Genomic DNA, 12,690 nt, shown 5'->3' with positions numbered 1-12,690 from the left:
TGAGGTGCATTTTCTATGAGAGTTCATTGTAAATAACGAGGCGTATCCGTTTTTGGATGGTTAATCTCCTGAAAAAGATCCTGTTGAGTTCCTTTGTCACTAGGTGGCTTGTTCTCTAACTGCTGGGCTAAGTGAGGAAAATAAAGATTCATTAAGTTTTTAAATTCTCCAATTGTTAATGGTTTTTCTAGTTGTTTTAACTCATAGCCAAGTTGTCCATTGGGTTCAATCGTGGCAGATTTTACGTGCTCTAGCTTTGCCACGCCTTGATTGCGAAGTCGCATCTCTAATTGATCAACGGTTAAACGTAGTTTTTTTAACTGTTTAATATCAAGCTGTCCATTTTCAATTACAACTTTTGATTTGCCGGTAATAAACTTTTCTAATGCATTGGATTTCACCTGTACGTATTCTAAAACTAAAATAGCTAGTACAAAAACACCAGCTCCTACAATTGCTTTAAACATGCTTTTTTCTACAATAGGCTGAACGATAATTGTCCCTAATGAAATCATTACAACGGTTTGAGCTAATGTCATTTGAGCAATTGATTTCCTGCCGGCTATCCTCAGTAAAAAGATGCCCGCTAGGATTAAAATAAGCGACTGCCATATAAAATTCATCTTCTCATCCTTTCCTATTTCTTCCTAAACTTTAGTTTGGTTAAAAGGAGATTTTTTTATGTATAAGTAGAAGGCGGAAAATTTCATATGGTAAAATATATGAAGGATATAAAATTAAATAGTATCAATGGAGGAACCAATGAACGAGTCTATTAGAAGCTATTTCAAAAACTTAGAAGCAACTGATAAACAACTTCAGTATGAAGCTTTTCAAAAAATTATAAACGCAACTTCTGAACAGGTGGATTGGGCCTATGAAGTGTGGGATGAGTTAGTAAGCTGGTTAGGAGATGCTGATAACCATAAAAGAGCAAGAGGTGCTCAAATTCTTGCAGGTCTTGCAAAAAGCGATCAAGAAAAACGAATACTGACTGATTTTGTTTCCTTGTGGAACGTAACCAAGGATGAAAAATTTGTCACGGCGCGTCACGCTCTACAGGCAATCTGGAAAGTAGGGTTAGCAGGAGACCAACAAAAGATGTTAGTTTTCCATCATTTAGTTAATCGCTTTCATACATGCAAAGACGAAAAAAATGCTACTCTTATTCGTTATGACGTCCTTCAAAGCTTACGAAATCTATATGATGAAACAAATGATGAGAAGTTAAAGCAACAAGCACTAACGCTAATAGAAGCAGAAACAGATCCAAAGTATCAAAAGAAATACCTTAAACTATGGAAGTGAGAGCCCTTTTTGTTTTGAATGGACCTATGCGAGTAGTTAGGTTATTACTGCGCAGCTCTATAAGTGTATTTTGATACCAACTAGCTTAGGATATGGTAAAAGTTATAAAAATGAGTATATGGAGGAGGTTGTTACGTAGAGATGATTCAAATTTGTGGAGAAAAAACTGTACTAACTGAACTAAGCGATAGTGATTTAGACGAATATTATTATTGGAAATTCGAAGAAGAGCAAAAAGAAGCTAAAAAATGGAACGGACCGTATATTCCGGAACCTTGGAAGTCAAAAGAAGAGTTTAAACAGCTATGGGTTCAAGCAAATGAGCTGTTACCAGGCGTTCCGAGAGAGTTAGCTATTAAAGGTAAAGGAAGCAGTAAATTTATTGGAACGGTAGGTACCTATTGGGTTGACCGGAATACCAACTGGGCAGAAACGGGAATCGTTATTTATAATCCTGACTATTGGAGTGGTGGGTATGGAACGGATGCTTATCGACTTTGGATTGATTTTTTATTCGAGAATACAAATTTACACCGTTTAGGTATGTCAACTTGGTCTGGAAATCATCGAATGCTCAAGGTCGCCAATAAAATTGGAATGAAAGAAGAAGCGAGAATTCGAGATGCTAGAATGGTAGATGGAAAATATTATGATGCAGTGAAAATGGGCATTTTAAAAACCGAGTGGGACGCTTTTGCATAATTAAAAGTAGCTCTCAATGAAAGGAAACCAGCATATGCTTACAGGACCTACACTAACACCCGAGCTATCAGTTTCAAATATAGAGAAAAGCTTGGACTTTTACATCAACTTATTAACATTCAAGGTGAAATATGAACGAAAAGAGGACAAGTTTGCCATGTTAATCTTAGGTGGATGTGAAATTATGATTGAACAAGTAAACGGATATTGGAGCACAGGTGAGTTAGCTTATCCATATGGACGTGGTATTAATTTTCAAATTATGGTGGAGGATGTTGAGGTTATCTACAGGCGGTTAAAAGCTCACGCTTATCCTATTAAGTATGAACTTACAGAAAGCTGGTATCGGGTTGATGATAAACTTTATGGACAACAAGAATTTTTAGTTATGGATCCAGACGGTTATTTGATACGGCTAGCTGAGGATATAGGAGAGAAAGCAGTATGAACACGCTAGAGTTACACTATCATATTTATCAAAATAATGTAAGCGTTGCTGATCATTACTTGCCATGGGCTTTTTCGATGATAGAGAGTGACTGTGAATCTGCATCTTTATATATTCTTGCGGCGCTTCAAGAACCTTATAATATTTTTGAAGCGGAACACTATTTTCGAAGAGCTGTGGAAGAGCTTGAACTAAAAGTACCAACTGAACAAGAATGCACTACATATGTCGTATATAAAAGGCTTGAAGAACTAATGAATCAGCCAGATGATCTTTTCAATAAGGTATATGATTTGTCTACCCTCATCATATATGAGTTAGATTCTCCAAAACAACTAGCATCATTTGTAGAGGTTAGTGATTTAATTGATGACTTTTTATACGGTGATAATTATTTAAAGTTGACAGAATGTACGTTAAAAAAAGAGGTGTTAACGCGAGTTGAAGAGGTGTTGCAAAGTTCGAAGAAAGCAGGGGAAGAAGGCGAATAGTTTCCAAATATACAATGGTGAAATTTTTACTAAAAAGATGCATTTAAAATGAATATTATATTCCAAAAAACGGCACTCAATATGAGTGCTTTTACAGGAGGGGGTATTTAATTCTATTTATTTTATTGATGATTTTAAAAAACAAAAGCCGTTTGTTCTTTAAATATCCCAATCTTCTCTTATTTGATTAAATAAAAGCTTTGCACCTACGGGGCTTAAAATGAGACCTTCTGCATAACGCTTATTTTGTGGCGTTACTTCTCCGGTTACGAGACATCTATTATCCTGTTCAAACCTTTTTAATGTAATCTCTCCGTCTTTCACGAAAATTTCCAGAGGATCTTTTATATTAATTCCTAAAACTCTTCTCATTTCAACTGGAATGACAACGCGACCTAATTCATCTACTTTTCGTACAATTCCTAGATTTTTCATATATTCCTCCTCAAGGTGTTTCGAATGAACAGGATTGTTTTTAATCCTACACTTAAATTATGTGAAAAGGTAGTAATAAATGTTTAAATTTTAATGATATGAATAGTAATTAGTAAAAAAAATCACTTGTAAAAGAATGTAAAATAATTTTTGGGATTCACATGCATAGAATGAATAACTAAACGAAACCAATCCATAAATAAAGGAATTACTTCTTGAAATACCTATTTTGTATCGTAAACTATTGGAATAACTGTAATAACTAAACTTGGAGAGGGTGGGCGCTTGTAATTGTTTGTACTGAAGAAAAAGTAGTATTTTAAATGAATTTGTCGATTGTTCTGAATATCTGTTGCTAGATATGTATATTAGGATAGTTTTTTTACTGAAAGAATTTACACTATGCATGGAGATTGGTATAAAGGAGAGCTAATTGCAAGCTTTGCATTTTGAGGTTTTGTCGCAGTGGTAGCGAGTTATTTATAAAAAGCAAAAAGCTGTTAAGTTTAACAGCTTTTTGTTTTTACTGATTATTTTGCTCGTACAGGTATTGGTCTTGATGGAGAGCTTTCATTATGAGTACGATCTAGTGCTGTGATTACATATGTATACTCCTGTCCTTTGACAGCGGTTTTGTCAAGGTAAGTTTGATCGGAGTGCTCTAACCGTACGGTATCTAAGAGGTTATTAGAGTCATTAATGTCGCCGGCTTTTTTGCCATCAAAACGATAAATTGCATAATAAGATGCGTCATCGTGCTTAGATTCTTTTACTTTAAATTCAATGCCTTCTTGTTTTTGCTTTACATTAATTGCTTTTGGTGATGCTGGTGGCGTATCGTCAATCCATGGCATAGAGGGAACAATCGCTGGCTGTTTATAAAGTTCATTGGAAAGGCGATCTGCAATGCCAAGTGGATTTTTTCTTAAGTCTTTCGCACTAAAATGCATGCTTCCTTTAAAAGCTTCGTACGTACGATTAAGTTTAATTTGGTTTGGCATTTCTTCTGGATTAAACCAATTTTGAACACCATTTGATTCTGTATTAATTTTATAAGTAGCTTGTCCAATATAGAGCTGAACATCTTTGCCTTCTACTTCTTTTGACCACCAGTCTAAGAGCTTAGCATAATCCGCTACAGGAAGTCCGATGTTCCAGTATAATTGAGGAGCAATGTAGTCAATATCTCCATTGTTAATCCACGTTCGCGTATCTGCGTACAAATCATCATAATTTGTTTGTCCCGCAGCTGTATCTGAGCCTGTAGGATCTACGTTTTTATTTCTCCACACTCCAAATGGGCTAATACCGAACTTCACATAGGACTTTTCAGCTTTTATTGCTTCGTTGATATCTTTTACGAGATTGTTAACATTATCACGACGCCAGTCTGCTATATTACTAAATTGATTTTTTCCGTATTGTTCATAGGTGTTTTGGTCAGGAAACTCTTTTCCAGCAATTTTGTATGGGTAAAAGTAGTCATCCATATGAACGGCATCGATGTCATAGTTTTTTACGACTTCCATGATTCCATCAATGACAAATTTCTGTACTTCTGGTACTCCAGGGTTAAAATATAGCTGCTGTCCATAAGGAACTACCCATTCAGGGTGCTGACGAGCAGGGTGGTTTTCAGGCAGTTTTTGAAGGTCTGAGAGGTTAGCTTCTTTTCCAAGAGACATTGTGATTCGATAAGGGTTAAACCATGCGTGAAATTCCATGTTTCGCTTGTGAGCTTCTTCAACCATAAATGCTAAAGGATCATATCCAGGGTCTTTCCCTTGCGTTCCTGTTAAATATTCGGACCATAATCCGTATTTAGAGGGGTAAAACGCATCGGCAGTCGGCTTTATTTGCATAACAACTGCATTCATCCCCATCTGTTTTTGTTCATCTAGGTATTGAATGAACTCAGCTTTTTGTTGAGGGATTGATAAACCAGGTTTTGATGGCCAATCAATATTTAATACGCTAGCCATCCATGCTGCTCTTAGTTCGTGTTTTACATATTTAGGTTGATTTGCCCCTTGAGATGGTATTGTATCTGCGTATCCAATCGTAGCAGATGGTAATAACACGGAGCTACCTATAACTGACGCGATTAATAAACTTCTAAATTTTTTCTTCTTAATCATCTTATAACCTCATTTCTATAAAGTTGTTAGCGTTTTCAATAGATATTATACTTTACAAGTTACTAGATTGATAGACTAATTAAAATTTATTTTTAAAAAATATAAAATACATTGATAATTAATTTTAAAAATGATATATTTTCAATTAAAGATAAAAGTTAGCAATATCTCTTTGAACTAGCGATGCCTGTTGCTACATCATTTGGTGGAGGTGAATGATAGGGGTTGATTCCACATTACAGCATAGAAAGCATCTAGTTAACGTTTTAAGATAAGCTTCGCTACAAAGAGTTAAGAAAGAGTAAAGTTATTGCTAGATTTATCATGAATATCTCAGGGTTTTAACAATTCTGATAAAAGTATTGGGGAGGAATTAAGAATGAAAGTATTGTTTGTATGTGCAGGTGGAATGTCCAGTGCAATTGTTGTAAACGCTTTAAAAAATGAAGGTAAAAAACATAATATTGATTTAGAAGTTCTAGCAGTAGGCACTCAAGAGTTTGATGCAGAGGTTCGTAACGGGTGGGATGTTTCAATGGTAGCACCTCAAGTGAGACATCGTTTTGATACATTTAAGCAGTCTGCTGATGAAGCTGGAGTTCCTTGTCAGGTTATTCCGCCACAAGCATACAGTCCGCTTGGAGGACCTACTCTATTAAAGCTAGTTAACGAGCTTGTAAGCAAATAAATGTATGTAACTATTAATTAAACAAAGGGGAAAATAATACATGAACAAGTTTGTTGCTTTTTTAGAGAATAATTTATCAACGCCTATGGCTAAATTATCTGAACAAAAGCACTTGCGAGCGATAAGGGATGGGGTAGTTTCGGCTTTACCGTTTATCATTTTTGGAAGCTTGTTTCTTATCATCGCATTTCCACCAGTTGCAGCTGATTCAGCATTAGGGGAATGGGCAGCTAAACACGCAGCGGAAATCTTAATTCCATATCGCTTAACGATGTTTATCATGACGCTATACATAACGTTTGGAATTGGGTATAGCCTTTCGCAAAGCTATAAACTAGATCCGCTATCTGGCGGTCTTTTATCAGTAGCATCTTTCCTATTCACAATAGGTATTGAAACAGTGGAAAACATTGGGTTCGTATTGCCAATGACAAATCTAGGAGGACACGGTTTGTTCGTTGGAATGCTTGTTTCAATCTTTTCTGTTGAAGTATTGAGGTTCTGTAAAGCAAAAAATGTCACGATTAAAATGCCTGATTCAGTACCTACATCAGTAGCACGTTCATTTGAAGCTTTAATACCAGTAACCATTGTACTGGTTATCATGACGATTATTACGGTTACGTTTAACATTGACATGCATTCGCTGGTAGATAAAGCAGTAGCACCGCTCATTAAAGCGGGAGATACACTTCCTGGCGTATTGATTCCAGTATTTTTAATTACGTTCTTCTGGTCATTTGGTATTCATGGCGTATCGGTTGTAGGTGCAGTAGCTAGACCGGTATGGGAAGTTTATCTAGCGAACAATTCTGCAGCAGTAGCAGCTGGAAAAGCGATTCCTCACGTAGCACCTGAAACATTTTTCCAATGGTTTATTTGGATTGGAGGATCTGGTGCAACGATTGGCTTAGTATTAGCAATGCTAATTGCGGCGAAATCAAAATACAGTAAGACTTTAGGAAGAGCAACGATCATTCCTAGTATTTTTAACATTAACGAACCGGTTATTTTCGGAACACCAATCGTATTAAACCCAATTTTAATTATCCCATTTATTGTTACGCCTTTAGTTGGCGCAACAGTAGCTTACGTTGCCACGGCTATGGGTCTGGTAAATCCAACGTATGTAATGGTGCCTTGGACGTTACCAGCTCCAATTGGTGCGTACTTGTCAACGGGAGGAGATTGGCGAGCGATTGTTTTATGCTTAACTAATATTGCAATTTCGTTCTTTATCTATCTTCCGTTCTTTAAAATGTATGATAGAAAATTAGTTGAACAAGAAGGAACGATTGAGACGTCGAAAGAAAATAATATTGCTTTATAAATGAAACGATAGGAAGTATGAGTGTTTACTTCATACTTCCTACGTTGAATTTAGGGGAGGAAACGGTGAACAATACATCTGGGATTCATTTTTTTAGCTATAGAAGCGCATTTTTATTCTTTGGTTTTATTCTTATCTTTAATCTTATTTTTAACTATGTGATGAGCGCGCTGGGTGTTGGGTATAATCATGCTCTTTATATTGGTAACATGTTCGCCATTAGCGGTAGTTTAACGTTCATTCTTAGTGTTGTTGAAGGTAAGATCAAAGGTAAGAAGCAATGTTATACCTTATTTTTCTCACTGCTGTTTTTAAGTGCAATCGCTGGTTATTTTATTGTTTATAAATGAAAAACAAGGGGTGTCAAGGATGGAGAAAGGACTTAAAGTCGTTACCATTGGAGGAGGCTCTAGCTATACGCCAGAGCTAGTAGAGGGATTCATTAAACGATATCATGAGCTGCCAATCAAAGAATTATGGCTAGTAGATATTGAAGCGGGAAAAGAAAAGCTTGAAATTGTAGGGGAATTAGCAAAGAGAATGGTAAAGAAAGCGGGCGTTCCTATTGATGTACATATTACGCTAGATCGCCGTCAAGCGCTAAAGAATGCAGATTTTGTCACAACTCAAATGAGGGTTGGTTTACTGGATGCACGAATAAAAGACGAGCGCATTCCGCTTGAGATGGGAATGATTGGTCAAGAAACAAACGGTGCTGGTGGGTTGTTTAAAGGATTGAGAACAATTCCTATACTTCTAGAAATTACGGAAGAAATGCAGGAACTTTGTCCAGATGCCTGGCTTATTAATTTTACAAATCCAGCCGGAATGGTAACGGAAGCTCTTTTACGCTATAGCGCTCACAAGAAAGTTATTGGCGTATGCAACGTCCCGTTTAATATGCACCTATCTATTTCTAAAATGCTAGATGTTGAGATGGAGCGTGTCTATATTGAATTTGCCGGCTTAAACCATATGCTTTTTGGATTACATGTCTACTTAGATGACCAAGATGTTACAGAAAAAGTTCTTGAGATGCTCGGGGACCCAGCTATTCAATTAAGCATGAAAAATATTGCTCCGCTTCCATGGAATCAGCAGTTCTTAAAAGCATTGGGAGCTGTACCATGTCCATATCACCGCTACTACTACAAAACTAAGGATATATTGGATGAAGAATTGGAAGCGTTTAAGAATGGTAAAACAAGAGCAGAAGTTGTGAAAAAATTAGAAGAAGAATTGTTTGAGCTTTATAAAGATCCTACCTTAACCATCAAGCCTCCACAGTTAGAGCAGCGTGGTGGTGCTTACTATAGCGATGCAGCTTGTAACGTTATCTCTTCTATTTATAATGATAAAAAAGATGTTCAAGTATTAAACGTGCAAAATAAAGGTGCGATTCAACAGATTGACTATTTATCAGCAGTAGAAGTTAACTGCATTGTGACAAAAAATGGTCCAATTCCTATTACGGTTGGAGAATTGCCTGTACACCTTCAAGGTCTTGTACAGCAAATTAAATCATTTGAGAGACTCGGTGCAGAAGCAGCCGTTACCGGCTCGTATGAAAAGGCATTGCTAGCATTAACAATCAATCCATTAATTCCAAGTGATGAGATGGCTGAGCGCGTGCTTCAGTCTCTTTTAGAAGCACATGAACCGTATTTACCAGCCTTTTTTAATCAATCAAAAGAGCATGTTAAACAACACTAATAGCTCCTAACTTGATTAGGTTTTTCACTCATACTATTAAAATGATAACTTTAGGGGGATTCACCAATGACAACAGAATTAAGCCATAACAACGAAATGGAAATCTTCGAGATTATCTCACACGCAGGAAACGCACGAAGCTTAGCGTATGAAGCGCTTGAAGCGGCTGAAGAGCTAAAGTTTGAAGATGCAGAACGTTTGATTAAAGAAGCGTCAGATGAACTAGGATTAGCGCATAAAACGCAAACAAAGCTTATTCAAGCAGAGCTTAATGGGAACCCTGCAGATAAAACGCTGCTCATGATTCACGCTCAAGATCACTTAATGACGGCTATCAGTGAACAAAAGTTAATTGAACATATGATTCGAATCGTCAAAAAAGTATCTCGTACATAAGAAAAAGCATATCAGGAGAGGCGGAATCTGCAATGAAAAAACTAGGTATTTCCATTTATCCGGAACATTCAACGGTAGAAAAAGATAAAGCGTACATTGCTTTGGCACATCAGTACGGATTTAAAAAAATCTTCACTTGTTTACTTTCAGTAGAAGGGGATAAAGAGAAAGTCATGAAGAGCTTTAAAGAAAGCATTGATTATGCTAACGAGCTGGGGATGGAAGTGATGGTGGACATTGCTCCTCGTATTTTTAATCAGCTTGGCATTTCTTACAATGACTTGTCCTTCTTTCACGAGTTAGGTGTTTGGGGCTTGCGCTTAGACATGGGTTTTACAGGAAATGAAGAATCTATGATGACGTATAATCCCTATGATTTGAAAATTGAAATTCCTATGAGCAATGCTACAAGCTATTTGGATAACATTATGGCCTACAAGCCAAAAGTAAGCAACTTAGTGGGCTCGCATAACTTTTATCCACACCGCTATGCAGGGTTAAGCTATAAACACTTTGTCAAATGTAGCAAACAGTTTAAGGAACATAATATTCCTACCGCTGCTTTTATTAGTTCGCATGATGCTACTTTCGGTCCTTGGCCAGTGACAGAAGGGTTATGCACGGTGGAGATGCACCGAGAACTGCCGATTGTTACGCAAGCAAAGCACTTATATGCTACCGGTCTTATCGATGAAGTAATCATTGCCAATGCTTATGCTTCTGAAGAAGAGTTACAGGCTCTGAGTGAAATTAACAAAGAAAAGCTAACTTTTGCTATCCAGCTGCATGAAACGATTACGGACTTAGAGAAAAAAATCGTTTTAGAAGAGCCGCATTTTTACCGTGGCGATGTGTCTGATTATCTTATTCGCTCTACTCAGTCACGCGTGAAATATAAAGCAGAAGAGTTCAAACCTACTTATACACCTCCTATCAAGCGAGGCGATTTACTAATTGAAAACGAGCTTTACGGCCAGTACAAAGGTGAGTTGCAGATTGCACTACAGGATATGGAGAACTCTGGAAAAACAAATGTTGTGGGTCGTATAGTGGAAGAGGAAATCTTTTTGCTTGATTATTTAGAGCCTTGGGGGAAGTTTGCTTTCTCAATCAGATAGAATCAAATGTGTTTCACTGTGGTGATGCGGAGGGGAAAATAGAGGTTTCCTTCCGCTTTTCATTATATAAAAGGAGAAGATAACGTGGACTTTATTATTGGGGTTGATGGTGGAGGCACAAAAACAGAGGCGGTTGCTTACACCTTAGATGGAAAGGTACTTAGCCAGGGAGAAGCTGGGTATGGAAATTTATTAATCAATGAGGAACAAGCTACTTCTAATATTATTGCTGCTGTAAACAAATGTTTGTCGGTACTACCTCACGGCAACTGCGCTTTTATTTATATGGGCCTTGCTGGGTATGAAGGCTTTAAACATAAGGAAAAGATAAAGGAAACCTTAAAAGGAGTGTTTAAAGTTCCTCTAGAAATCGTAAACGATGGGGTAATTGCACATGCTGCACTCCTAAAAGGCGAAGATGGAATCTTAACTATTTCAGGTACGGGATCTGTAAGTGTAGGTATTCATCAGGGCTCTCGATATCTCTCAGGTGGTTGGGGACATATTCTTGGAGATGAAGGTAGTGGTTATTGGATTGCCTTACAAGCATTTATTCAGATGACTAGAGAATATGATGAAGGCTTGCCTATAAACTTGTTAAGCAAAGATATCTTAACTCAATTGAAATATGAGAATATTGCTGACATAAAAAAATTTATCTATAGTGCGTCAAAAGCAGAAATTGCAGCTTTTGTTCCGTTAATTGTACAGCATGCACAAAATGGAAATCACTTTGCACAAACGTTACTGTTAAAGGCAGGAGAACATTTAGCTAAAGTAACGCTTTCTGTTTACCGAAAATGCGGTTTTCATGATAGTATAAAAATTGCTATTAAAGGAAGTATTTTAACTAAAATCTCTATGGTTCAAGAGGCATTTATAAAAGAGATTCAAAGCCATCAGTTGGATGTAGGATTTGTATTAGAAGACCAATCATCGACGTTAGGCGGTTATTACTTAGCGCGTAGCAAGATTAAAAGAGAAAGCTAAGGAAGTGATTTATAGTGAATGCTGTAAATGTTTTATTAAGAATTGAGAGCTCATTATACGAACTCCCGAAATCAGAACGGAAAGTTGCACAATATATTTTAGATCATCCAGAACAAGTCGTTCGAATGACAATTCACGAGTTGGCAGCACATGCTGATGCAAGTAGCTCAGCCGTAACCAGACTTTGTCGCTCTATTGAAATTGGAAGTTTTGCCGAATTAAAAGTATCATTATCTTCCCATATCTCCACGGATAAAAAAACAGGTTTTTATGATATAGAACCAAATGAAACAATTGAGTCCATAAAAGATAAAATTGTATCCAATTCCATACAAGTCATTCAAGAAACGGCTCTAAACTTACAGGAAAAAACTATTTTAGAACTTATCAAAATCATTAAAGAAGCGCAGGTTATTTACGTATATGGTGTAGGAGCTTCGTGGTTAGTTGCCGAGGATATTTCTCACAAGTGGCTACGTGTTGGAAAGGTCATCAGTGCTCATCAAGACTCTCACATTACAGCAACAGCTCTTGCTTCATCCAACAAAAATGCACTATTCTTTTGCGTATCAAATAGCGGTGAGACAAGAGAAGTTCTCCAGCTTGTAGACATTGCGAAAGAGTCGGGGATTACGACAGTGGGACTTTCACGATTTGGTCATAATACACTATCCAATAAGGTTGATATTTCACTGCACCACGTTCGGGCACCAGAAGCAAAGAATAGAAGCGCAGCCACAACGTCGTTGATTGCGCAATTCTTAACAATTGATATCTTGTTTTATGCATACGTATCGAATTACTTTGAAGATACAATTGAAGAAATACACCAGTCTAGAGATGCGGTTGCTAAATTGACGGAAAAACATAAAAAGTAAAAAAGAGTACGTTGACAATGTTGAAATCAACATTTCACAACATTACTACGTAACA

General features: G+C 36.9%; 15 protein-coding genes. 12 read left to right on the top strand and 3 right to left on the bottom strand.

The window, feature by feature from the left end; all coding sequences use genetic code 11:
• Window positions 1-23: 23 nt before the first annotated feature.
• Window positions 24-623, bottom strand: coding sequence for a DUF421 domain-containing protein (locus NIZ91_11585; GenBank protein ID USY53401.1), 600 nt, complete (start codon window positions 621-623; stop codon window positions 24-26).
• Window positions 624-762: 139 nt separating this feature from the next.
• Here NIZ91_11585 and NIZ91_11580 point away from each other — a divergent pair, with 139 nt between their 5' ends.
• The 4 genes from NIZ91_11580 to NIZ91_11565 all read left to right on the top strand — a co-directional run bounded on the left by NIZ91_11580 (window position 763) and on the right by NIZ91_11565 (window position 2,949).
• Window positions 763-1,308 (top strand): hypothetical protein, encoded by a 546-nt coding sequence (locus NIZ91_11580; GenBank protein USY53400.1) that lies wholly within the window; start codon window positions 763-765, stop codon window positions 1,306-1,308.
• 141 nt (window positions 1,309-1,449) lie between these two features.
• Window positions 1,450-2,010, top strand: coding sequence for a GNAT family N-acetyltransferase (locus NIZ91_11575; GenBank protein USY53399.1), 561 nt, complete (start codon window positions 1,450-1,452; stop codon window positions 2,008-2,010).
• Window positions 2,011-2,044: 34 nt separating this feature from the next.
• Window positions 2,045-2,458 (top strand): VOC family protein, encoded by a 414-nt coding sequence (locus NIZ91_11570; GenBank protein USY53398.1) that lies wholly within the window; start codon window positions 2,045-2,047, stop codon window positions 2,456-2,458.
• Window positions 2,455-2,949, top strand: a complete 495-nt coding sequence (locus NIZ91_11565; GenBank protein USY53397.1) for a hypothetical protein — start codon at window positions 2,455-2,457, stop codon at window positions 2,947-2,949. The genes NIZ91_11570 and NIZ91_11565 overlap by 4 nt, the downstream gene beginning before the upstream one ends.
• Before the next feature lie 159 nt (window positions 2,950-3,108).
• On the opposite strand, the gene NIZ91_11560 is transcribed toward NIZ91_11565, so the two are convergent.
• Both NIZ91_11560 and NIZ91_11555 read right to left on the bottom strand, forming a co-directional pair.
• A complete protein-coding gene (locus NIZ91_11560) occupies window positions 3,109-3,384 on the bottom strand; it encodes an AbrB/MazE/SpoVT family DNA-binding domain-containing protein (GenBank protein USY53396.1) in 276 nt (91 codons plus the stop codon).
• A gap of 530 nt (window positions 3,385-3,914) precedes the next feature.
• A complete protein-coding gene (locus NIZ91_11555; protein USY53395.1) occupies window positions 3,915-5,522 on the bottom strand; it encodes a family 10 glycosylhydrolase in 1,608 nt (535 codons plus the stop codon).
• Window positions 5,523-5,901: 379 nt separating this feature from the next.
• Between NIZ91_11555 and NIZ91_11550 the strand changes: the two genes are divergently transcribed.
• From NIZ91_11550 to NIZ91_11515, 8 genes are all read left to right on the top strand, one after another.
• The gene (locus NIZ91_11550; protein ID USY53394.1) at window positions 5,902-6,210 is read left to right on the top strand and encodes a PTS sugar transporter subunit IIB; all 309 of its coding nucleotides are present in this window, start codon (window positions 5,902-5,904) and stop codon (window positions 6,208-6,210) included.
• 40 nt (window positions 6,211-6,250) lie between these two features.
• Entirely contained in the window at window positions 6,251-7,540 is a 1,290-nt protein-coding gene (locus NIZ91_11545; GenBank protein USY53393.1) for a PTS sugar transporter subunit IIC, read from the top strand.
• Window positions 7,541-7,605: 65 nt separating this feature from the next.
• Entirely contained in the window at window positions 7,606-7,890 is a 285-nt protein-coding gene (locus tag NIZ91_11540; protein USY53392.1) for a hypothetical protein, read from the top strand.
• Window positions 7,891-7,909: 19 nt separating this feature from the next.
• On the top strand, window positions 7,910-9,253 hold the full coding sequence (locus NIZ91_11535) for a 6-phospho-beta-glucosidase (GenBank protein USY53391.1): 1,344 nt from the start codon (window positions 7,910-7,912) through the stop codon (window positions 9,251-9,253).
• A 66-nt stretch (window positions 9,254-9,319) separates the two neighbouring features.
• Window positions 9,320-9,649, top strand: a complete 330-nt coding sequence (locus NIZ91_11530) for a PTS lactose/cellobiose transporter subunit IIA (GenBank protein ID USY53390.1) — start codon at window positions 9,320-9,322, stop codon at window positions 9,647-9,649.
• A gap of 32 nt (window positions 9,650-9,681) precedes the next feature.
• Window positions 9,682-10,767, top strand: coding sequence for a DUF871 domain-containing protein (locus NIZ91_11525; GenBank protein USY53389.1), 1,086 nt, complete (start codon window positions 9,682-9,684; stop codon window positions 10,765-10,767).
• Window positions 10,768-10,851: 84 nt separating this feature from the next.
• A complete protein-coding gene (locus NIZ91_11520; protein ID USY53388.1) occupies window positions 10,852-11,757 on the top strand; it encodes an ATPase in 906 nt (301 codons plus the stop codon).
• A gap of 14 nt (window positions 11,758-11,771) precedes the next feature.
• Window positions 11,772-12,635, top strand: a complete 864-nt coding sequence (locus NIZ91_11515; GenBank protein USY53387.1) for a MurR/RpiR family transcriptional regulator — start codon at window positions 11,772-11,774, stop codon at window positions 12,633-12,635.
• Window positions 12,636-12,690 lie beyond the last annotated feature (55 nt).

The organism is Bacillus sp. 1780r2a1 (assembly GCA_024134725.1).
Lineage (GTDB): Bacteria > Bacillota > Bacilli > Bacillales > Bacillaceae_H > Priestia > Priestia aryabhattai_A.
The sequence above is the reverse complement of the archived record's forward strand: the minus strand, read 5'-3'. Positions and strand labels throughout refer to the sequence as shown.